The organism is uncultured Polaribacter sp. (assembly GCF_947497695.1).
GTDB lineage: Bacteria > Bacteroidota > Bacteroidia > Flavobacteriales > Flavobacteriaceae > Polaribacter.
The window spans coordinates 188,578-212,213 of record NZ_CANMHM010000002.1 but is presented as its reverse complement, the minus strand read 5'-3'; the positions used below and the strand labels follow the sequence as shown (position 1 = coordinate 212,213).

At 30.5% G+C, this 23,636-nt stretch carries 19 protein-coding genes; 15 read left to right on the top strand and 4 right to left on the bottom strand.

Annotation, left to right across the window (positions count from 1 at the left end; genetic code table 11):
• Nucleotides 1-16 precede the first annotated feature (16 nt).
• Complete coding sequence (locus Q0731_RS03200) at nt 17-781, bottom strand: alpha/beta hydrolase (protein ID WP_299059770.1); 765 nt, start codon at nt 779-781, stop codon at nt 17-19.
• Nucleotides 782-983: 202 nt separating this feature from the next.
• On the opposite strand from Q0731_RS03200, the gene mraZ reads away from it, so the two are divergent.
• The 14 genes from mraZ (at nt 984) to Q0731_RS03130 (ending at nt 19,533) form a co-directional block, all read left to right on the top strand.
• Nucleotides 984-1,451 (top strand): division/cell wall cluster transcriptional repressor MraZ, encoded by a 468-nt coding sequence (gene mraZ, locus Q0731_RS03195; RefSeq protein WP_299059767.1) that lies wholly within the window; start codon nt 984-986, stop codon nt 1,449-1,451.
• On the top strand, nt 1,438-2,343 hold the full coding sequence (rsmH, locus tag Q0731_RS03190) for a 16S rRNA (cytosine(1402)-N(4))-methyltransferase RsmH (protein ID WP_299059764.1): 906 nt from the start codon (nt 1,438-1,440) through the stop codon (nt 2,341-2,343). The genes mraZ and rsmH overlap by 14 nt, the downstream gene beginning before the upstream one ends.
• Nucleotides 2,344-2,386: 43 nt before the next feature.
• Nucleotides 2,387-2,713 (top strand): FtsL-like putative cell division protein, encoded by a 327-nt coding sequence (locus Q0731_RS03185; protein ID WP_299059761.1) that lies wholly within the window; start codon nt 2,387-2,389, stop codon nt 2,711-2,713.
• A 59-nt stretch (nt 2,714-2,772) separates the two neighbouring features.
• Entirely contained in the window at nt 2,773-4,740 is a 1,968-nt protein-coding gene (locus Q0731_RS03180) for a penicillin-binding protein (RefSeq protein WP_299060362.1), read from the top strand.
• A gap of 1 nt (nt 4,741) precedes the next feature.
• Entirely contained in the window at nt 4,742-6,211 is a 1,470-nt protein-coding gene (locus Q0731_RS03175; protein ID WP_299060359.1) for a UDP-N-acetylmuramoyl-L-alanyl-D-glutamate--2,6-diaminopimelate ligase, read from the top strand.
• Entirely contained in the window at nt 6,211-7,437 is a 1,227-nt protein-coding gene (mraY, locus tag Q0731_RS03170; protein ID WP_299059758.1) for a phospho-N-acetylmuramoyl-pentapeptide-transferase, read from the top strand. Before Q0731_RS03175 ends, mraY begins: the two co-directional genes overlap by 1 nt.
• 65 nt (nt 7,438-7,502) lie before the next feature.
• Nucleotides 7,503-8,888, top strand: a complete 1,386-nt coding sequence (murD, locus tag Q0731_RS03165) for a UDP-N-acetylmuramoyl-L-alanine--D-glutamate ligase (protein ID WP_299059754.1) — start codon at nt 7,503-7,505, stop codon at nt 8,886-8,888.
• 88 nt (nt 8,889-8,976) lie between these two features.
• A complete protein-coding gene (locus tag Q0731_RS03160; protein WP_299059750.1) occupies nt 8,977-10,161 on the top strand; it encodes an FtsW/RodA/SpoVE family cell cycle protein in 1,185 nt (394 codons plus the stop codon).
• Complete coding sequence (gene murG, locus Q0731_RS03155; RefSeq protein ID WP_299059747.1) at nt 10,145-11,242, top strand: undecaprenyldiphospho-muramoylpentapeptide beta-N-acetylglucosaminyltransferase; 1,098 nt, start codon at nt 10,145-10,147, stop codon at nt 11,240-11,242. The genes Q0731_RS03160 and murG overlap by 17 nt, the downstream gene beginning before the upstream one ends.
• Before the next feature lie 93 nt (nt 11,243-11,335).
• Nucleotides 11,336-12,721: a UDP-N-acetylmuramate--L-alanine ligase gene (gene murC, locus Q0731_RS03150; RefSeq protein ID WP_299060357.1), complete on the top strand. Its 1,386-nt coding sequence runs from the start codon at nt 11,336-11,338 to the stop codon at nt 12,719-12,721.
• The gene (locus Q0731_RS03145; protein ID WP_299059744.1) at nt 12,711-13,436 is read left to right on the top strand and encodes a cell division protein FtsQ/DivIB; all 726 of its coding nucleotides are present in this window, start codon (nt 12,711-12,713) and stop codon (nt 13,434-13,436) included. Before murC ends, Q0731_RS03145 begins: the two co-directional genes overlap by 11 nt.
• Nucleotides 13,437-13,442: 6 nt before the next feature.
• Nucleotides 13,443-14,771: a cell division protein FtsA gene (gene ftsA, locus Q0731_RS03140; protein ID WP_299059741.1), complete on the top strand. Its 1,329-nt coding sequence runs from the start codon at nt 13,443-13,445 to the stop codon at nt 14,769-14,771.
• Between the two features lie 51 nt (nt 14,772-14,822).
• Nucleotides 14,823-16,709 (top strand): cell division protein FtsZ, encoded by a 1,887-nt coding sequence (gene ftsZ / locus Q0731_RS03135; protein WP_299059738.1) that lies wholly within the window; start codon nt 14,823-14,825, stop codon nt 16,707-16,709.
• A gap of 181 nt (nt 16,710-16,890) precedes the next feature.
• Nucleotides 16,891-19,533 (top strand): T9SS type A sorting domain-containing protein, encoded by a 2,643-nt coding sequence (locus tag Q0731_RS03130; protein WP_299059736.1) that lies wholly within the window; start codon nt 16,891-16,893, stop codon nt 19,531-19,533.
• Between the two features lie 306 nt (nt 19,534-19,839).
• Here the strand turns inward: Q0731_RS03130 and Q0731_RS03125 are convergent, their stop codons facing one another.
• Together Q0731_RS03125 and Q0731_RS03120 are read right to left on the bottom strand one after the other, a co-directional pair.
• The gene (locus tag Q0731_RS03125; RefSeq protein WP_299059735.1) at nt 19,840-21,027 is read right to left on the bottom strand and encodes a pyridoxal phosphate-dependent aminotransferase; all 1,188 of its coding nucleotides are present in this window, start codon (nt 21,025-21,027) and stop codon (nt 19,840-19,842) included.
• 29 nt (nt 21,028-21,056) lie between these two features.
• Complete coding sequence (locus Q0731_RS03120) at nt 21,057-22,148, bottom strand: acyl-CoA desaturase (RefSeq protein WP_299059732.1); 1,092 nt, start codon at nt 22,146-22,148, stop codon at nt 21,057-21,059.
• A gap of 122 nt (nt 22,149-22,270) precedes the next feature.
• Between Q0731_RS03120 and rsmG the strand changes: the two genes are divergently transcribed.
• Complete coding sequence (gene rsmG / locus Q0731_RS03115) at nt 22,271-22,900, top strand: 16S rRNA (guanine(527)-N(7))-methyltransferase RsmG (RefSeq protein ID WP_299059729.1); 630 nt, start codon at nt 22,271-22,273, stop codon at nt 22,898-22,900.
• Between the two features lie 8 nt (nt 22,901-22,908).
• Here rsmG and Q0731_RS03110 read toward each other — a convergent pair whose 3' ends face one another.
• Entirely contained in the window at nt 22,909-23,604 is a 696-nt protein-coding gene (locus Q0731_RS03110) for a hypothetical protein (protein WP_299059726.1), read from the bottom strand.
• Nucleotides 23,605-23,636: the final 32 nt, after the last annotated feature.

Genomic DNA, 23,636 nt, shown 5'->3' with positions numbered 1-23,636 from the left:
TTTCTTTCTGCGGAAATTATAATTTTCTAGAAGTTAGCCAAGTATGTAGAATTGAATTAAATTCTTCTGGTTTTTCCATCATTGCTGCGTGTCCACATTTATCAATCCAAAATAAATCAGAATTAGGTAAAAGTTTGTGAAAATCATTTGCAGCTTCTGGAGGTGTTACTTTATCGTGTTTACCCCATATAAGGCAAACTGGGAGTTTCATTTCTGGTAAATCATTTGCCATATTATGTCTAATCGCACTTTTTGCAATCGCTAAAGTTCTAATAAGAGAATTTCTGTCGTTTATTACAACATATACATCATCAATTAATTCTTCAGTTGCAATTGCAGGATCGTAAAAAACATCTTGTGCTTTTTGGGTAACATAGTTTCTGTCTCCTCTTTTTGGGTAACTATCTCCCATAGAGTTTTCGTACAAACCAGAACTGCCAGTAAGTACAAGAGCATTCACTTTTTCTTTATAATGTTTTGTGAAATATAAAGCGATATGGCCACCTAAAGAGTTTCCAAGTAATACTGCATTGTCTAAATCTTTAAATTCCATGAACTCTTTTAAGAACTTAGCTAAATTTTTAACGTTGGTTTTTAAAAGCGGAAGTGAATAAAGTGGTAATTCTGGTATTAAGACTTTATATCCATTTTTAGAAAAATGTTCATAGGTAGAGCTAAAATTACTTAAAGCTCCCATCAATCCATGTAAAACAATAATAGTAGGTCCTTCTCCTGCTTCTGCATATGAGAACTTTCCTTCTTTTTTTAACTTATCAGTCATTAATTTATCAATTCGCTTAAGAGCAAATGTAATTCTTTTTTATGAAATAGATAATTTTTTCGTCTCTCTCATTATATTTTGATAAAGTGAATCTAAGTACAAATTATTGTTAACAAGTGGGTTATTTATTAACAATGTGGTATAAAGTGGTGAAAAGTGGTAGATTTTATCTATTTTTGATATCATAAACCAAATAATAAGAGTGGTAAACCTAATTGGAACATACGAATGTAAGTCAGATGCTAAAGGAAGATTGATGTTTTCATCAGCTTTTAAGAAGCAATTGTCTGCTGTGTTGCAAGATGGTTTCGTTATTAAAAGAGCTGTTTTTCAGCCTTGTTTAGAGTTGTATCCAATGAAAGAGTGGAACTTGATGATGGAAAAAATAAATAAGCTAAACAGGTTTAATAAAAAAAACAACGATTTTATTAGAAGGTTTACAGCAGGGGTAAAGGTGGTTGAGTTAGATTCTGCTGGAAGGATTTTGGTTCCGAAAGATTTATTTGAATTTGCAGGAATGAAGAAGCAAGTGGTAATGTCTTCTTCTGTGAATATTATTGAGATTTGGGATAAAGAACGATATGAAAAAGCTATAGATGATGCAGCTGATGATTTTGCAGATTTGGCTGAAGAGGTAATGGGAAATACAGAATTAGATGAATTATCATAATCCAGTTTTATTAGATCAAAGTATAGATGCTCTTTCTATAAAGGAAGATGGTGTTTATGTAGATGTAACATTTGGTGGTGGGGGGCATTCAAAAGAAATTTTGAATAGGCTTGGAGAAAATGGAAAATTGTTTGGTTTTGATCAAGATCCAGATGCACAAGGTAATATTATTGATGATGCTCGTTTTGTTTTGATTCCTGAGAATTTTAGATATATCTCTAGGTTTTTAAGGTTTCATGGTGTTCGTAAAGTAGATGGTGTTTTGGCAGATTTAGGTGTTTCTTCTCATCAATTTGATGAAGCTGAGAGAGGTTTTTCTACACGTTTTGATGGGGATTTAGATATGAGAATGAATCAAAAATCTAAAATATCTGCAAAGGAAGTTGTAAATACTTATTCAGAAGAAAAATTAGCAGACATATTGTTTATGTATGGTGAGTTGCGAAATTCTAGAAATATTGCAAAAACAATTGTAGAAAAAAGAGCGGAAGAAAAAATAAATACCAGTCTTCAATTAAGGAAAGTGTTGCAAAAATATTTGCCAAAAGCAAAAGAGCACAAAATAATTGCGCAAATATTTCAGGCAATTAGAATTGAAGTGAATGAGGAGTTAGATGTTTTAAAAGAGTTTTTAGAGCAAATACCAAATTTACTAAAAGAAGAAGGTAGGTTGAGTGTAATTTCATATCATTCTCTAGAAGATCGATTAGTAAAAAGATTTATTCATACAGGTTTGTTTAAGGGTGAGCCAGAAAAAGATGCTTTTGGAAGGTCTAATGAGCCGTTAAAGCGTGTTGGTAAGTTAATTGTGCCAACCCCAGAAGAGGTAAAGATTAATAATAGAGCACGTAGTGCAAAGTTGAGAATAGCAACATTAAAGACGAATAAGTAGTTGTTGGCTGTCTAAGGTATTGTTTAAGAGTGTGTTGTGAAATATGTCTAAAGTTAAAAAAAATATTTATGATTTTCTGCGAGGAAGTTTTCTTACAGATGAATCTGCTTTTAAAAACTGGCGAATTATCATTTTTGTGGTTCTTTTATTATTGGTAATGATTACAAGTGCACATAAAGCAGATAAAAAGGTTATTAGAATATCAGAGTTAAATAAACAGAAAAGAGAGTTAAGAGCTGAGTATGTTGATACTGGTACTATTTTAATGAGAATGAAAATGGAGTCTAGTATTAAGGAAAAAGCAAAAAAAAGAGGGTTGGTTTCTTTAGAATCTCCTCCAAATAAAATAAAAGTAACGATTAAAAATTAACAAAGTTGGCAACTCATAAGAAAAACATACTGACAAAATTCTACTTAGTAGCTGTTTTTATGACCATTTTTTTAATGGCTGTCATTTTTCGTGTTTTTGTGATTCAGTTAAAAGAAGGTACTAAATACAGGGCTTTGTCTAAAGAATTAACAGTTAGGCAAGATACTATTTATGCAAATAAGGGAAATGTATATGCAGCTGATGGTAATTTGTTAGCGACTTCAATGTCTCGTTTTACTATTAGAATGGATGTTGTTTCTGCTGTAAGAAGTGGTGTTTTTGAAAAAAACATAGCAGGTTTGTCTAAAGAGCTTTCAAATATGTTTGGAAAACCTCAGTCTTATTATCAAAATAAATTAAGAACTGCTAAGAATAGAAAAAGCAGGTATTTATTGATTGCAAGAAATATTGGTTATACAGATTATTTAAAGATAAAGCAATTTCCAATTTTTAATAAAGGTGTTTATAAAGGTGGTTTTATTGCAGAGCATAAAACAGTTAGGGCACATCCAATTGGTAAAATTGCAGCAAGAACAATTGGTTATGATGATTATAGAGGTGGTGCAGGTATAGAAGGTGCTTTTGCTAATTTTATGGAAGGAAAAAATGGTTTAAGGTGGAAACAAAAGATTGCTAAAAATCAATGGAAGCCAATTAACGATGTAAATGAAAAAGAGCCAGTTGATGGGCATGATGTTATTACAACGATTGACGTAAATATTCAAGATATTACACACCATGCTTTGTTAGATAAGTTAGAATATTTTGAAGCAGATCATGGTTGTGCAGTTGTTATGGAGACTGCAACTGGAGAGGTTAAGGCGATTTCTAATTTAGGAAGAACATCAGCAGGAAAATACTATGAGAAAAGAAATTATGCTGTTTGGGAAAGTCATGAACCTGGTTCTACATTTAAATTAGCGAGTTTGTTAATTGCTTTGAATGATAAAGTGATTGATACCTCAACGATTGTTGATACTGAGAAAGGAAGGATTTTTATTCATAATAGAAAAGTAGAGGATTCTCAATTTGGTGGTTATGGTAAGATTTCTGCAGCAAGAGCTTTTGAAGTTTCATCAAATGTGGGGATTGTAAAATTGATTAAAAAACATTACGATAAAAAGCCTCAAAAATTTTACGACAAAATTGAGAAATTTGGATTTACAGAACCAATAGGTTTTCATATAAAGGGAGAAGGAATACCATATATACCAAATCCAAAAGATAAAGATAGGTGGAATAAGATTTCATTAGAATGGATGTCTTGGGGTTATGGGGTTTCTGTTACGCCAATGCAAACGTTGATGTTTTACAATGCAGTTGCTAACAATGGCATTATGGTAAAGCCTCAGTTTATAAAAGAGTTAAGAAAACAAGATAAGACTGAAAGGGTTTTTGAAGCCATTGTTTTAGATAAAAAAATAGCATCTGATGAAGCTTTAAAAAAGGTTCGAAAAGTGATGGAGAATGTTGTAGTAAAAGGCACTGCAGATAATATCTATTCTTCTAATTTTTCTATGGCAGGGAAAACAGGTACTGCAAAAAAATACATGCCAAGATTTAAAGATAAGAAAGGTAATTGGCAAGGAGGTTATTATTCAAAAAAACATTATGTAGCGTCTTTTGCAGGTTTTTTTCCTGCGGATAAACCAAAGTATTCTTGTATTGTTGTTATTCATGATCCAAATAAGGAAAAAGGATATTATGGGGCTACTGTAGCTGCACCAGTTTTTAAAGAAATTGCTCAGAAAATTTACACAACAACACCTATAGATAGGCAGTCTGTAGATGATCAGGTTGCTTTTACTGCGATTGATGATAAGTTTGAAAAATATAATTATAAGCTAAATAAAGAATATTCAAAAATTCCTGATGTTAAAGGGATGTCTGGTATGGACGCTTTGTCTTTGTTAGAGAATATTGGTTTAAAAGTAAAGCTTACTGGAGTTGGTAATGTGAGTTCTCAGTCACTTAAAAAAGGAGAGCAATTAATAAAAGGTAAAACCATAATTTTAAAACTTTCATAAACTGAAAAATTTAAAAGACATATTATATCAGGTTTCAATTAATCAAGTATTTGGTGTTACCAATATTGAGGTTAACAATGTTGTTTTCGATTCGCGAAAAGTGAAAGCAAATGACGTGTTTGTTGCTCAGAAAGGTGTTACAGTTGATGGTCATTTATATATAGAAAAGGCTATTGGTTTAGGTGCAGTTGCTATTATTTGTGAAGATTTTCCTGAGGATAAAAAAGAAGGAGTTACTTATGTTGATGTTGCTGATGCAAATGTGGCTTTGGCAATTATGGCTTCTAATTTTTATGGTAATCCTTCTTCTAAACTTCCTTTGATAGGAATTACAGGGACTAATGGAAAAACAACAATTGCCACTTTGTTATATCAATTATTTAAAAAAGCAGGTTATAAAGTTGGTTTGTTATCTACTGTAAAAGTTTTGGTTGATGAAACTGAGTTTAAAGCAACACATACAACTCCAGATTCTGTAGCTATCAATTCTTATTTAGATAAAATGATTGAAGCTGGAGTTGATTATTGTTTTATGGAAGTGAGTTCTCATGGAATTCATCAAAAAAGAACAGAAGGATTGACTTTTGCAGGAGGGATTTTCACGAATCTTTCTCATGATCATTTAGATTATCATGAAACTTTTGCAGAATATAGAGATGTAAAAAAATCGTTTTTTGATTCCTTGTCAAAATCAGCATTTGTGCTGACAAATATTGATGATAAAAATGGCGAATTCATGTTGCAAAACACAAAAGCAAAAAAATACAGTTACGCTGTAAAAACCCTTGCAGACTATAAAGCCAAGGTTTTAGAAAAACAATTTTCTGGAACGTTATTAAAAATTAACGATACAGAAGTTTGGACCAAACTAATAGGGCAATTTAATGCAGCTAATTTATTAGCAATATATGCAGCAGCAGAATTGTTGGGTTTAGAAAAGTTAGAAATTCTAACAATTATAAGTCAGTTAGAAAATGTGAGTGGACGTTTTGAGTATGTTATTTCTGATGAAAATGTAACAGCAATTGTAGATTATGCACATACGCCAGATGCTTTAAAAAATGTTTTAGAAACCATTAATGATATTAGAACTGGCAATGAAAAATTATATACAGTTGTTGGTTGTGGTGGAAATAGAGATAAAACAAAAAGACCAAAAATGGCACATATTGCTTCGCAATTAAGTGATCAGGCAATTTTTACGTCAGACAATCCTAGAGCAGAAAATCCTCAAACTATTTTAGAAGAAATGGAAGTAGGTGTTGCTGCTGAAAATTATAGAAAAACATTATCAATTTTAGATAGAAAACAGGCAATTAAAACGGCTTGTAAGTTTTCTGTAAGTGGAGATATTATATTGATTGCAGGAAAAGGACATGAAGATTATCAAGAAGTTAATGGAGTTAGAACTCATTTTAATGATTTGGAAGAAGTAACCAATTGTTTTAGTCAATTAAAAAATAACTTATAATGCTGTATTATTTATTTCAATATTTAGAAAGTCAATTTAGTTTCCCTGGAGCTAGTGTGTTTCAATTTATCACATTTAGGGCTGCTACTGCTTTTATATTGTCATTATTGATTTCAGCAATTTATGGTAAAAAAATAATTAATTTTTTACAGAAACAACAAGTTGGTGAGTCTATTAGAGATTTAGGTTTAGAGGGGCAAGTTCAAAAAAGTGGAACTCCAACAATGGGAGGGGTCATTATTATTTTGGCAACTTTAATTCCTGCTTTGTTGTTGGCTAAGTTAGATAATGTTTATATAATTCTTTTAGTAATTACAACTCTTTGGATGGGTTTGATAGGTTTTTTAGATGATTATATAAAAGTATTTAAAAAAGACAAAGGAGGTTTAAAAGGGAAATTTAAGGTTTTAGGTCAGGTTGGTTTAGGAGTCATTGTAGGTTCTATGCTTTATTTTAATGAAGGTGTTACTATAAAAGAGCAATTACCATTAGAACAACAGATTGTTCAAGAAAATGGAAGAAAAAAAGTTTTTGGAGAAGCACATAAATCTACAAAAACAACAGTTCCATTCTTTAAAAATAATGAATTAGAATATGCAAAAGCTTTTAATTTTTTAGGCGATGGTTATGAAAAATATGGTTGGGTTGTGTTTATTTTTATTACTGTTTTTATTGTAACAGGTATTTCTAATGGAGCAAATTTAACAGACGGAATTGATGGGTTGGCAACAGGTTCTTCTGCAATTATTGTTTTAACACTCGCTGTTTTTGCTTGGGTTTCTGGAAACATCATTTTTGCAGATTATTTAGACATTATGTTTATACCAAACTCAGGTGAAATGACGGTTTTTATACTTGCTTTTGCGGGTGCTTTAATTGGTTTTCTTTGGTATAATACGTTTCCTGCTCAGGTTTTTATGGGTGATACTGGGAGTTTAACAATTGGGGGTATTATAGCAGTAATAGCCATAGCAATTAGAAAAGAATTGTTACTGCCAATTTTAGCAGGAGTATTTGTAGTTGAAAATTTGTCTGTAATACTTCAGGTTTCTTGGTTTAAGTATACAAGAAAAAAATATGGAACAGGAAGAAGAATTTTTAAGATGGCGCCATTGCATCATCATTATCAGAAATTAAAATATCACGAAAGTAAAATTGTAGTCCGTTTTTGGATTATAGGAATTTTACTAGCAGTATTTACAATTGTTACGCTTAAGTTAAGATAAAAAGTAAGCAAATTATAGAAGTAAATATTTTTTAAGAAATAAAAAAATAAAAGGAAATAGTAAAAATGAAAAACCAAGATAAACATATAATTCCAGTTTTTTCCCAAATGGGTGAAAAGGGACTTTTAGTTGTTTTGGGTGGAGGAGAAAGTGGTGTTGGTGCAGCTGTTTTGGGAATGCAAAAAGGCTATGAAGTTTTTTTATCAGATAAAGGAGCAATCTCAGAAAAGTACAAACAAGTTCTCATCGAAAATAAAATCAATTTTGAAGAAAAAAAGCATACAGAAAGTAAAATTTTAAATGCAGATATAGTTGTTAAAAGTCCGGGAATTCCAGATTCAGTTCCTTTAGTTTTAAAATTAAGAGAAAAAGGAATTAAGGTAATGTCAGAAATAGAGTTTGCATCGCAATTTACAGAAGCAAATATTATTGGTATTACAGGTTCAAATGGTAAAACAACAACAACATTATTAATACATCATATTTTAAAAAATGCGGAATTAGATGTAGGTATAGCAGGAAATATTGGGGATAGCTTTGCATTGCAAGTTGCAGAACAAACCTATAAAAACTATGTGTTAGAATTAAGTAGTTTTCAGTTAGATGGAATAGAAAATTTTAACAGTCATATTGCAGTTTTAACCAATATTACACCAGATCATTTAGATCGATATGATTATGATTTTAATAAATACATCGAATCAAAATTTAGAATCACAAAAAACCAAACTGCAGCAGATTATTTAATATACGATGCAGATGATGAAGCAATCATCAATTGGTTAAAAGTAAAAAAGACAAAAGCAAGATTAGTGCCGTTTTCACTAGAAAAAGAATTAGAATTCGGAGCTTATTTAAAAGGAACTAAAATAATATCAACCATAACTAAAGAAAAATTTATTATGCCTCTAAAAACAATATCAACCAAAGGAAAACACAACACTAAAAACGCTATGGCAGCAATTATGTCTGCTCAATTATTAAAAGTCAGAAAACAATCTATCATAGAAAGTTTAGAAGATTTTGAAGGTGTAGAACACCGCTTAGAAAATGTAGCAAAGATTAGAGGTGTGCAATATATTAACGATTCTAAAGCAACCAATGTAAATGCTGTTTTTTATGCTTTAGAGTGCATGGATAAAGCAACTGTATGGATTGTTGGTGGTGTTGATAAAGGTAATGATTATAGTGATTTGTTGCCATTGGTAAGAGAAAAGGTAAAGGCAATCGTTTGTTTAGGAGTTGATAATGAAAAAATTAAAAAAACATTTGGAAATGTAGTTGACGTTATTGTTGAAACATCTGGTGCTGAAGAAGCTGTAAAAGTCTGTTATAAAATAGCAGAAAAAGGAGAGGCTGTATTGCTTTCTCCTGCTTGTGCAAGTTTCGATTTGTTTGAAAGTTATGAAGATAGAGGTCGTCAATTTAAAGACGCAGTTAGGAATCTATAAAATGTTTAATCGTGTAATTTTTTGCGGTTCATTATAATAAAATAAGAAGTTCGTTTGTCTACTATTTTAGATATTCAAGTATTAAAAAATGAGAACTATTTTTCAACATATAAAAGGAGATAAAACCATTTGGGCAATTGTTGCTGTTTTGGCAATATTCTCATTTATGCCTGTATATAGTGCAAGTACAAATTTGGTGTATGTTGTTGGTTATGGTTCAACTTTAGGGCATTTGGTAAAACATGTTGTTTTGCTAATTATGGGCTTTGCAATTATTTATGGTGTGCATAAAATTCCTTACAGGTACTTTTCTGGAGGTTCTGTTTTAATGTTACCTGTAGTGCTAATTTTGTTGGCTTATACATTGTCTCAAGGAACAACTATTGGAGGAGCAAATGCAAGTAGATGGATTAGAATAGGAGGTATTGGTTTTCAAACATCAACCTTGGCAGGTTTGGTTTTAATGGTATATGTTGCAAGGTATTTATCAAAAAATAAAGAAAAGAAAATAATTTTTAAAGAAAGTTTGTGGCAGCTTTGGTTGCCAGTTGCTGCTGTGTTGATACTAATTTTGCCAGCAAATTTTTCAACAACTGCGATTCTCTTTTTTATGATTTTAACAGTAGTTTTTGTTGGAGGATATCCGTTAAAATACATTGGTTTTATATTGATTTCTGGCGTTGTGGTATTGTCAATTTTTATTTTAATAGCAAAAGCTTTTCCAGATGCAATGCCCAATAGAATACAAACTTGGCAAAATAGAATAGAGAATTTTTCTGATGAAGAAAATAAGGAGTCGTATCAAGTAGAAAAAGCTAAAATAGCCATAGCAACAGGAGGAACATTTGGCGTTGGTCCTGGTAAAAGTGTACAGAAAAACTTTTTACCTCAATCTACTTCAGATTTCATTTACGCGATAATTGTAGAAGAATATGGTTTAGTTGGTGGTATAGTTATTATTTCAATTTATTTTTTATTGTTGTTTAGAATCTTTGTAGTGATTAAAACAACAACAACCATTTTTGGGATTTTATTAGTCATTGGAGTGGGAATACCTATTGTTTTTCAAGCATCAATTAATATGGCTGTAGCAACGAACTTGTTCCCTGTAACAGGGCAAACACTGCCTCTAATAAGTAGTGGAGGTACATCTATTTGGATGACCTGTTTTGCGTTAGGAATGATTCTTAGCGTTAGTGCTTCTAAAGAAGAAACTGAAGAAGATATTTTAGATGATAACCCTTTAAACATACTTCATGAAACAATCGATTAATATTTTAATTTCTGGTGGTGGAACAGGAGGTCATATTTATCCTGCAATTGCAATTGCTAACGAAATAAAGTTGCGCTACCCAGATGCAAAATTTCTGTTTGTAGGGGCAAAAGATAAAATGGAAATGGAAAAAGTTCCACAAGCTGGTTATCAAATTAAGGGATTGTGGATTTCTGGTATTCAAAGAAAAATAACTGTAGATAATTTGTTGTTTCCTTTTAAGATGATAAGTAGTTTATGGAGTTCTTATAAAATTATTAAAAAATTTAAACCTAGTGTAGCTATTGGTACTGGTGGTTTTGCAAGTGGACCTGCGTTAATGATGGCGAATTTTTTAGGAATACCTACCTTAATTCAAGAACAGAATTCTTATCCAGGTATAACCAATAAGTTATTAAGTAAGAAAGCAAATAAAATTTGTGTGGCTTATGACAATTTAGAGCGTTTTTTTCCTGCGGATAAAATTATAAAAACAGGAAACCCTGTTCGTCAAGATTTATTGTCGATTTACGCAAAAAAAGAGGAAGGAACAGCGTTTTTTGAACTAGATAAAAAGAAAAAAACAATTTTAGTTTTAGGAGGTAGTTTGGGGGCAAGAAAAATAAATGAGCTTGTTGAAAATAATATAGAATTCTTTAAAAAACAAGAAGTTCAAGTTATTTGGCAATGTGGTAAATTTTATTACGAAGAATATAAAAAATATGGTGCTTTAGATATTATAAAAGTACATCAGTTTGTAAATAGGATGGATTTAGCTTATGCAGCAGCAGATATTATTGTGTCAAGAGCTGGTGCAAGTTCCGTTTCAGAACTTTGTATTGTTAGAAAGCCTGTAATTTTTATTCCATCACCAAATGTGGCAGAAGATCATCAAACAAAAAACGCCAAATCTGTAGCAGATAATCATGGAGCTATTTTGTTAAATGAGAGTGAATTAGAAACGTTTCCAATTGTTTTTGAAACCTTAATGAAAGATAGAGGTAAGCAAGAATATTTATCGGAAAACATCAATGAATTAGCGCTTCCAGGAGCAACTACAGATATTGTGAATGAAGTAGAAAAGTTATTTGCTCTTTATTAAAATACAATTAAAGAGAAATAGGTTTTAAAATATAAAATAAGGATTAAAAATAAAAATAAGAGTTTAATTAAAGTGATAAAAAATAGTCATCATATTGTTAAAGCTGATAATGTTCTTCCAGTTGTAAATGGTTTAGAATGGGCTTCTTCTATCTATTTTATAGGTATTGGAGGGATTGGTATGAGTGCTATTGCTCGTTATTTTGTTGCTAATGGTAAACAAGTAGCAGGTTATGATAAAGCTGCATCAGAAATTACATTAGACTTAGAAAATTTAGGGGTTAAAGTTCATTTTGAAGATGCTGTTGGTAACATTCCTATTTCATTTTTAGATAAAGAAAAAACATTAATAATATACACACCAGCAATTCCTGAAGATCATGCTGAATTAAATTATTTATTGAATAATAATTTTAAGGTTTTAAAAAGATCAGAAATTTTAGGAAAAATTACAGAAGCTACTTTCTGTCTAGCGGTTGCTGGTACGCATGGAAAAACAACAACTTCATCTATTTTGGGTCATATTATGGTACAAGTAAATGCAACATCTTTTTTAGGAGGAATTGCAGAGAATTATAATTCAAATTTAATTTTAGGAGAAGATAAAATTAGTGTTGTAGAAGCAGATGAGTTTGATAGGTCTTTCTTAAAGTTAAGTCCTAATATTGCTTGTGTAACTTCTATGGATGCAGATCATTTAGATATTTATGGAGACTCTGACACGTTGGTAGAATCATTTATAGAATTCACCAACAAAGTGTCAGGAACATTAATCGTAGCCAAAGGTTTGCCTTTAAAAGGGTTAACCTTTGCGATTAATGAAATTGCAGATTATAAGGCTTTCAATTTAAAAATAGAAAGCGGAAAATATATTTTTGATGTAAAAACACCTTCTTCAGAAATTACCAATATTCAGTTTCATTTGCCAGGAAAACACAATGTTATGAATGCTTTAGCAGCTTTGGCAATGGCAGATGTTTATGGGGTTTCATTAGATGTTATTAAACAACGTTTATCAACCTTTAAAGGTGTAAAACGCAGATTTTCGTATAAAATTAAAACAGAAAACTTAGTTTTAATTGATGATTATGCACATCATCCAACAGAAATAAATGCTGTTGAAAACTCTGTGAGAGAAATGTATCCAAAGGAAAAAGTGTTGGTTGTTTTTCAGCCACATTTATTTTCTAGAACAAAAGACTTTATTGAAGATTTTGCATCAGTTTTGTCAAAGTTTGATGAAGTGTTGCTGTTAAATATTTATCCTGCAAGAGAAAAACCTATTGAAGGTGTAGATTCTCAATGGTTATTGGATAAAATTAATTGCGAGCATAAAAAATTAACTAAAAAAGAGGATTTAATAAAAGATATTAAGAATTCATCAGCAAAAGTGGTTACAATGTTGGGTGCTGGTGATATTGGTTTGATGGTTAATGAGGTAGTAAATGAACTTTTAAAAATCAAATTTCATGACGTTTAAAAAAACTTTAAAATACATCCTATTCCTTTTGTTAATAGGTAGTTTAGGATTTTTGTATAGTTTTTCTTCTATTAGAAATTCTAGCAAAATTGTAAAAGAAATTGTTGTAGAGTTTGAGCGGGGAGAAAATAGTTTTTTAACACATTCAATGGTTAATAAAATGTTAATACAAAATAACATTAGTGTGAAAAACCAAGCCAAAAGTGTAATAGATTTATACAGATTAGAAAAAACAGTGTCAATAAACCCTTATGTAGAAAGTACGTCTGTATTTTTAACCATTACTGGTACGCTTAAAACTGTTATAAAACAACGCACACCTATAATGAGAATTGTTAAAAACAATGGTTCTTATTATATTGATAAACAAGGGTTTGTAGTTCCTTTGTCAGATAATTATTCAGCAAGAGTTATGCTTGTTTCTGGCATTAAAAACCAAGTACAAGTTAAAGAGATATTGCCTTTCATAAATTTTATTTTAGAAGATGATTTTCTACATAAAGAAGTGGTTGGTATAGAAAAATTAGACAATAATGATTATCAAATTTCTGTAAGAAGTGGAAATTATAAAATAGATTTTGGCGAATTAACCAAGATTGATGAAAAATTTAAAAAATTAAAAGCGTTTTACAACAAAGCATTTAAAGATAAAACGATTCAAGATTATAAAACGATTAATTTAAAATATCACAACCAAGTTGTGTGTGCAAAATAAATCAACATGGAAAACAATAAAATAGCAATTGGTTTAGATATTGGTACTACCAAAATCGCAGCAATGATTGGTCGTAAAAATGAATATAGCAAAATAGAAGTTATAGGTATTGGTAAGGCTAAAAGTTTAGGTGTAAAAAGAGGTGTTGTAAGCAATATAACCCAAACTATACAATCTATTCAGCAAGCTGTTGAAGAAGCCGAAAGTGTTTCAGGTGTTAAAATTAATGAGGTAGTTGTTGGTATTGCTGGTCAGCATATTCGCAGTTTACATCATAGTGATTATATCACAAGAGATAATGCAGATGAGGTTATTGATGAAAATGATATTGAAAACTTAGTAAATCAAGTTCATAAGTTAGTCATGTTACCTGGTGAGGAAATTATCCATGTTTTACCCCAAGAATTTAAGGTAGATTCTCAAGCAGATATTAAAGAGCCAATAGGAATGCATGGTGGACGTTTAGAGGCTAATTTTCATGTGGTTGTAGGTCAGGTGTCTTCTATTAGAAATATCGGTAGATGTGTAAAAAGTGCTGGTTTAGATTTAAGTGAAATAACACTAGAACCTTTAGCATCTGCATCTGCAGTTTTAAGTCAAGAAGAAAAAGAAGCAGGAGTTGCTTTAATTGATATTGGAGGAGGAACAACCGATCTAGCAATTTTTAAAGATGGAATTATTAGGCATACTGCTGTAATTCCTTTTGGAGGTAATGTTATTACAGATGATATTAAAGAAGGTTGTTCTATTATAGAAAAGCAAGCAGAATTATTGAAAATAAAATTTGGTTCTGCATGGCCAGGAGAAAATAAAGAAACAGAAATTGTTTCTATTCCAGGTCTTAGAGGTAGAGAACCCAAAGAAATTACATTAAAAAACCTATCTAAAATTATACATGCCAGAGTACAAGAAATTATTGAGCATGTGTATTTAGAAATCAAAAATTATGGACACGAAACTGCAAAAGGAAAATTAATTGCAGGAATCGTTTTAACAGGTGGAGGATCTCAATTAAAACATTTACGCCAATTAGTAGAATATATTACTGGAATGGATGCTAGAATTGGTTTTCCTAATGAACATTTAGCAGGCGATTCAGAAGAAGTTTTATCTAGCCCTTTATACGCAACAGCAGTTGGTTTGTTAATGAAAGGACTAGAAAAAGGGGCAAAAGAATTTGAACAAGTTGAGGAAGAAACAATTATTGACGAAAACTCTGAAAATTATGAAGAAGAAATAAAACCTATTATTGAAGAAGAACCAAAACCTAAAAAGAAATCCTTTTTTGAAAAGTTTACTTCAAGTCTAAAAGATTTTTTAGACAATGCAGAGTAAAAAATAGAATAAAGAAAAGAATAAAAATAGTTTAACTATAGATACGTTATTATGAGCAAAGAATTCGATAACATTTCATTTGACATGCCTAAAACACAATCTAACACAATTAAGGTTATTGGAGTTGGAGGTGGAGGAAGCAACGCAGTAAACCACATGTTTACACAACATATTAAAGGAGTAGATTTTGTAATTTGTAATACAGATGCACAAGCTTTAGAAAACAGCCCAGTTGCTAATAAAATTCAATTAGGAGCAAATTTAACAGAAGGGCTAGGTGCAGGAGCAAATCCAGAAGTAGGGGCACAAGCAGCTAAAGAAAGCATGCAAGAAATTCAGCAAATGCTAAATACTCAAACAAAAATGATATTTATAACTGCTGGAATGGGTGGAGGAACTGGTACAGGAGCTGCACCAATTATTGCCAAAATTGCAAAAGATATGGATATCTTAACAGTGGGTATTGTAACAATGCCTTTTGCTTTTGAGGGAAGAAGACGTACAAAACAAGCTCAATTAGGGATCGATCAATTACGCCAAAATGTAGATTCTTTAATTGTTATTAATAATAATAAACTTCGTGAAGTTTATGGAAATTTAGGTTTTAAAGCAGGTTTTTCTAAAGCAGATGAGGTGTTATCTACTGCTTCTCGTGGAATTGCAGAAGTTATTACACATCACTACAAACAAAATATTGACTTGCATGATGCTAAAACGGTACTTTCTAATAGTGGAACTGCCATTATGGGTTCTGCAAAAGAAGAAGGGGCTACAAGAGCAAAAACTGCCATTATAAAAGCATTAGATTCTCCGTTACTTAATGATAATAAAATTACGGGAGCAAAAAATGTTTTGCTGTTAATTGTATCTGGTAGTAATGAAGTTACTTTAGATGAGATAGGTGAAATTAATGATTTTATACAAGATGAAGCAGGTTATGATGCCAATATTATTATGGGTGTTGGAGAAGATGAAAAGTTAGGAGATGCTATTGCTGTAACTATTGTTGCTACAGGTTTTGCAGCAGACCAACAGAGTGAAATTACCAATACAGAAGTAAAGAAAATTGTTCATACCTTAGAAGAAAATCAAAAAGCCACTTATGATTTTGGTGAGAAGAAAATTACAAAATCACCAACTTTAAATGAGCCTTTAACAAAAGAAGTAACACAGAAAATTGTTCATACTTTAGAGGATGATGTTGAAGAAACACCACAAAAAGCTAATTTGGTAAAAACCACCAACAAAATAGCTAATATACCTGTTGTTTTTGAAGAAGTTGAAACTATTACAGAAGAAGATTTTGTAATTACAGATATTACAGCTACTGAAGAAGAAAAAATAGTAGAACCTAAAGCAGAAGTTCAAGAAAATTTATTGTTTGATTTGCCTTTAACTACAAAGGAAGAAGTAAAAGATAATAAAGAAATTCATTTTGATTTAGAAAAGGAATCTAAAGTAAATGAAATTGAGGTTTTTGAAGCAGAAGAGGTTGTTTTTAAAAAGAAGGAAGTTGAAAAACGTTATGTTTTAGAAGAGTTTGATGCAAAACCTACAATTGGTAAAAGTTCTTCTAGTGTTCATAAAAGTGTGGTTGAAGAAGAAATTAATTTTGAATTAAAAACAGCAAATACTCAAGTAGATGTTGATAAAATAGAAACAATAAGTGAAGAAATATCTCCTTTAGACTTAACCATTAGCGAACTTCAAAAAAGAGCAGAAGAGAGACGTAGAAAGATGAAGGGTTTTAACTATAGGTTTAACGATCAAATGAGTCAAAATATAGATGAAATTGAACGTCAACCAGCATACAAAAGGTTGGGTGTAAATATAGATACAAATGCTCCAATTAGTAACGCTAAAACATCTATTAAAAAAGATGCTGAAGAAATCAACCTAAAATCTAATAATTCTTTTTTACATGATAATGTAGATTAGTTACTACATAAATAATTTTTAAAAGTTAAAACCACATCAAGTATTTGATGTGGTTTTTTTTTATTTTTTTTGATTAAACATTTTAAAGCTTACAATTGGTCTATACTTTTTGGTTGATGAACTGTTATTGCAGTTTTTTACATTAAAACAAGTATACTTTTGTAAAAAAAAAGTAGAAACAATGACAGTACATTTACAATTTTTAAAAACAAGAGTTTTATTTATTTTCAGTATATTTTTTGTGGTTTTATCATCTGCACAAAACGAACCATTTAATTGTGACTATAATGCATATTTATTTCAAAGAAATGATATTTATGCATTAGACCTAGCATCAGGAAGTTCTTATTTGGTAAAAGAAGATGTAACATCAGGTAGCGTTAATGCTGTAGGTTATAATCCTGCAGATGGATATATTTGGGGCTCTGTAACTAGCCCCGCTAAAACTATTGTTAGAATAGGTAAAAATTTTAATGTAAAAAGTTTTTATATTGATGAGTTGCCAAGTTCTAATAGATATGTAGGTGATGTTAGTAACAATGGAATTTATTATTTAAAAGGAGGAGGAACAGATTATTATAAAATAGATTTAAATCCGGAATCTGAAAATTACGCAAAGTTTATAAATAAAGAGGTGCTTTCAAAAAGTATTTCTATTCATGATTGGGCATTCAATGCAGTAGATGGTCATTTATATGCAGTAGAAAAAAATACAAATCATTTATATAGAATTAATGCAACAACAAGTAAGGTAATTGATTTAGGTGAAGTGCCAATCTTATCAGGTTTAAATTATACTTATGGAGCAGTTTATTTTGATGTTTCTGGTCGTTTTTATGTCTCTGCAAACCAAACAGGAACAGTATATGTTATTCAAAATGTACAAGATTTAGAATTGGGTAATCAAATGAACTCAAACCTTTTTGCTTATGGTCCATCTAGTAGTTCTAATGATGGAGCTAGATGTCCTACAGCTCCAGTACCTCAAGAAGATTGTGCTAATGGCATTGATGATGATGGAGATGGATTGGTAGATTGTGATGACCCAGCTTGTTCTGGTATATCAGCTTGCCCTGTTATTTCACCTGAAGTATCAAGTGGAAACGATGGGGGTTTAGAGAGTAATGATCGTCTTTCTCAGCAAATCAATAAAAGAAATTACTTAAGAAAAAAAAGAAACTATAAGTTTAATAAATTAAAAGCTAAAAGTGTCAAAAAAACAAAAACTTACAGAAGGTCTAATACTTCATCATCTACATTTGGATTAAAAGATTTAATTCCTTTAGATGTAATTCCAGGTACTACAACAGTAGAATCTTCTCCATCAGATTTAATAGCTATAACAAATGCTACTGATCTTTACTCTGTAGATTATATTAAAGATGGGGAAACAGTTGCAGTAGTTTTGGCAACAAAAACAGAAAACGGAGTTTATGAGCATACTAAATTTATCTGTGATCGATTATTAGGTGCAGAATTATTATCTGTATCTACTATAGAATTGTTTCAAGAGGATGTTGAAGAAGGAGAAGAAAGTGAAGAAGGTGTAAAATTTATTAAGTCAATCATAAAAAACAGTAATGGTTCTAAAGAATTTGTTTTAAGTTTTTCTGGAAGATTGATAAATGATGGTGTAAATTTTGAAATAGACAGTCATTGGAATATTGATAAATATGAGGCAGGTGCAACTTATTACAACTTTCAAATATGGGCAAACACTGTAGATGATCTATTAAAACTAGGGCAAGAAGCGTTAACTTTATTTGAAATTCAAAGACCTATAGCAGATTATGCTACTTCTACACCACCACCTGTATTTGTTAAAAAAGGGAAATATGTTAATGGAGCCTTAGAGTTAGAGTTAGTTAATGTAAGAAGAAGTAATAGTGTTGTAATTGATGCTGGATTTAAAAGAACAGAGAGTTCTAATACAGAGTATTTTAATGAAACAATTGCATTAAAAGGGACTTACCTTGAGACTTTAGTAATAGAAACGGGTAATATTTTTGATATTGGTTTTAGAATTGAAAACGAATACAATTTAACACCAGATGATTTATTTATGTCTGATGGAGTTTGGGGTCATGATGATTCTGCTACTGGAACCACCGTTACTGAGTTTGAAATATCTCAGAATAATAACATATATACAGGAAGTGGCTATAGAGTAGAAAGAAATATTTATTTAAAATCTACTACAAGTGAGTATGTATCTGCTTTTAGATCATTTACACCAAGGTTTACATCTGTAGATTTATCTGAATTTGGTGCTTTTGAACTTGATGCAAATGGAACAGGAGATCTTGAAATAACAATTGTAAAAGAAGGTATTGAAAATTGGAGCAACCAATTTAGAACCACTATAAAGTTAAATGAAACAAAAAGTCATTATGCAATTCCCTTATCTCATTTTGTTTCTAAAACTGGTAATGAAATAGATTTGAGCGATGCTGTAAATATTGTTTTTACAATGGCTTCTGATGGAACTACTGTTGTTGAAAAAGAAATGAATCTAAAAAATATTGTGTTTACTCAACAAGTTTTAGGTGTTGAAACGGAGATTGTTGCAGAAAATGAGGTTTTATTAATGCCAAATCCTTTGGTTGATAACTCTGAGTTAAGTTTTTATGCAGAAACAAATACAAGTACCAAAATAGAAGTATACAACTTAACAGGTTCTTTGGTAAGAAAAACAGTAGAAAATACGGTGATAGGAAATAACAGAATTTCTATTCAAAGAGAAGGTTTAAAATCAGGTATTTATTTTGTAAAAATTAGAAATGATTTTAGAAATTATAAAACCCTAAAAATGATTGTTAATTAATTTAGTTTTTTATTTTTATCATAATACCTCATAAAAATACATTTATGGGGTATTATTTTTTATAGAGCTATAGGTTATAAAGTTAGTTTGCGTGAGCGATAGAAACGGCATCCTTTTTTTAGGTTTTAAAGTTTTAGTTGCTTTGTTAAATATTAAATAATTTAAAATATAAGTATGTAAGAGTAACTAAATTAAGACTAAAAAAGATATAGTTGAAAGCGCGGTTTTTGTTTTTTCAAAAACACGCCCAAACAAAAAAAATCCATCTAAAAAAGATGGATTTTAAAAATATATACTTTTTAAAGTTTAGCTTAAAGCTTCTTTAATTCTTTTGATTGCTTCTCTAATTTGTAATTCAGAGGCTGCATAAGAAATTCTAATACAATCTGGGGCTCCAAAAGCATCTCCAGTAACAGTAGCTACATTTGCTTTTTCTAAAATAAATAAAGCAAAATCACTTGCGTTTTCTATTTTAATACCATGTATGGTTTTACCAAAAAATGCAGAAACATCAGGAAAAACATAAAAAGCACCTTCAGGTACATTTACATTAAAGCCATCTATTTCTCTTAAAAGATCTATAATAATTCCTCTACGAGTTTTAAACTCGTCTACCATATATTGTATTTTGGTAACAGGTGCTAAAACTGCAGTAATTGCTGCTCTTTGTGCAATACAGTTTGTACCAGAAGTAATTTGACCTTGTAGTTTTGTACATGCTTTTGCAATCCATTCTGCTGCTCCAATATATCCAATTCTCCAACCAGTCATAGCAAAAGCTTTTGCCAAACCATTTACAGTTATAGTTCTATCATACATACTTTCAATAGCAGCAAAACTAAATGGTTTTGCATCGTAATTGATGTGTTCATAGATTTCATCAGACATAATAAAAATGTTTGGATGTTTTTCTAAAACAGCTGCCAAAGCTCTATATTCTTGCTCACTATACATAACACCACTTGGGTTATTTGGTGAGTTGAATAAAATTAATTTAGTTTTTGGTGTAATCGCTGCTTCTAATTGAGCAGGTGTAATTTTAAAATTAGCTTCTATTGAAGATCTAATTTCTACAGATTTTGCTTCACATAAAGTTGCAATTGCAGAATAACTAACCCAATAAGGACAAGGCAATAATACTTCATCTCCAGGATTTAGTAGTACTTGCATTATATTGGCAATAGATTGTTTTGCACCTGTAGAAACTACAACCTGGTTTGGTGTATAGGTTATGTTATTGTCTCTTTTAAATTTGGTGCAAATAGCCTCTTTTAATTCTAAATAACCATCTACTGGTGTATATGCATTGTAATCTTGGTTAACAGCATCTATAGCAGCTTGTTTAATAAAATCTGGAGTATTAAAGTCTGGTTCTCCTAAACTTAAACCAATAATATCTTTACCTGCTAATTTTAGTTCTCTTGCTTTTGCAGCCATTGCTAATGTTGCAGAAGCTGGTAAACTTGTAATTCTGTCCGATAATGGATTTTTCATTTTAATATTAATTATTGTTGTGTATTTATTTATGCTATTTCTGGGTTTTTACCTAAAACACCTAAATGTCTAAAATGTTCTACAATTGCAGTACGCATTGTTTCGTATTCATTATAAGGCAAGTTAAATTCTTTGGCAGTTGCTTTTACAATTTTAGCTAATTTATTATAATGAACATGAGAAATATGTGGAAAAATATGATGTTCTACTTGATGGTTTAAACCACCTGTATAAAAATTTACCAACCAGTTAGTAGGTGCAAAATTAGAAGTTGTATATAATTGGTGTACTGCCCAAGTATGCTCTAAATTACCATCTTTATCTGGTAGTGGCATTTTTGTGTTTGGTACAATATGTGCTAATTGAAAAACCAAACTTAAAATCATACCAGCAGTATAATGCATTACAAAAAAACCAAGAATTACCTTCCACCAAGCAACGTCTAAAACTAATAAAGGCAAGGCAATCCAAAGGGCATAATAAGCAATTTTAGAAATGACTAACTTGGTCCATTCTGTTGTTGGGTTTGGAAAATCACCATAAGATAATTTGCGTTTTAAATAACGATGCATTTGTTTAACATCTGTAGTAATTGCCCAGTTAATCGTTAATAATCCATATAAAAAGATAGAATAATATTTTTGGATTTTGTGAATTGGTAGCCAGTTAGAATGTTGTGAGAAACGAATAATTCTTCCTGCATCAATATCTTCATCATGTCCTTCCACATTGGTAAATGTATGGTGTAAAACATTGTGCTGTACTTTCCAGTTATATACATTACCTGCTAAAATATAAATACTGCTTCCCATGAGTTTGTTTACCCATTTTCTTTTAGAAAAAGAATCGTGGTTTGCATCATGCATTACATTCATGCCAACTCCTGCCATTCCTATTCCTGTAACAACCATTAACAAAATCATTACCCATTGAGGCATTGTTACAGTCAATATTAAAATAAACGGAATTAAAAATAAAGAAAACATAATAATTGCTTTGGTATACAATTTCCAGTTTCCTGTTCTTTTTATGTTATTTTCTTTAAAATAGGTGTTTACTCTTTTATTTAAAGTTCTAAAAAATTTTGCTTTATCTATTCTAGAAAAGTTGATCGTTTTCATTCAGTCTGTTTCTTTTATTTTACAAAAATAATCTATTTGAGTTTGCTTTTTATAGATAAACGTAACTTTTTGTTGCTAATTGTTAATTAACAATAACTATTTTTGCAAAATATATTTTATCTATGGACATTATACACAAGTATTTTAAAGATTTATCAGTAACACAAATAGCACAATTTTCTAAATTACAAGAACTTTATGAGGATTGGAATTTAAAAATTAACGTTGTTTCTAGAAAAGACATAGATGAATTGTACTTACGTCATGTTTTACATTCTTTAGCAATTGCAAAAGTAATACAATTTAAGTCAGGGTCTAAAGTAATGGATGTTGGTACAGGAGGAGGTTTTCCAGGAATTCCTCTAGCAATTTTATTTCCAGAAACACAATTTCATTTAGTAGACTCAATAGGAAAAAAGATAAAGGTTGTTAATGAAGTTGTACAAGGTTTAGGCTTAGAAAACGTAAAAACAACCAATGGTAGAGTAGAAGAGGTAAAAGACACTTATGATTTTATTGTAAGTAGAGCTGTTGCACAAATGGAAACTTTTGTAGGCTGGACTAAAGGTAGGATTGCAAAAAAACAAAACCATGATTTAAAAAACGGAATTCTTTATCTTAAAGGTGGTGATTTAAAAGAAGAGTTAAAATTATATACTTCTGCTACTATTTATGATTTGCCAGATTATTTTGAAGAAGATTTTTACGAAACTAAGAAAGTAGTTCATTTAGGGATGAAGTTTAAAGGATAGTTATTAAGTTAACAGATCAATAATAATCTGTATTCGCCCTTCTTTTCTTTTGGTGCTCTATGCAAACAAGGTAAAACTTTACTTTCAGGATGATCAACAGCTAATTTCCATAAGTTGCCAATACCCAAGCTAATGGGTTTAGCTTGTGGTTTTGGTTGATAATGTAAATCAAAAAAATAGTCACTTAAAAACTCTTCAAAACCTTCTTTAGGACCATATAGTTTTTTTAGTTCTGCTCTTATTTCAGGTATTAATATTTTTTGTGTGGCTTGGTCGTTTGGCAAAATATCACTCGATGCTCCATAATACGTGCATAAAAAAGTAGCAGTTGGTATTGGAGATCTATCTACATGAAATGAATAAACATCTGTGGGTAAAAACGGAAATACATCATCTTTTTCATAACATTTAATAATATTTAATGTTGGCAATGCTCCATGTTTTTTTAAAACTTTTAAATCATTTAAAAGAATTTTACGGGCTAATATACCCTCTTTACTTAGTTGAAGTTTAAGAAGTTCTTCTGGAAGTACTACTTTTATATTTTCATCAACAACTATTTTTTTTATAATTTCAGAAAAATCACCAATTAATTTGCGTTGAAAACACATTGCATTAACATCTCCTCTAAAAGGTGTGGAAATTAGTTCTTCAAAATTTTTGAAACTTTGTACTTGAGGGTGACTCTTTATAAAATCATTCATTAAATAAATGTTTTAAACTAACCATTAAAATA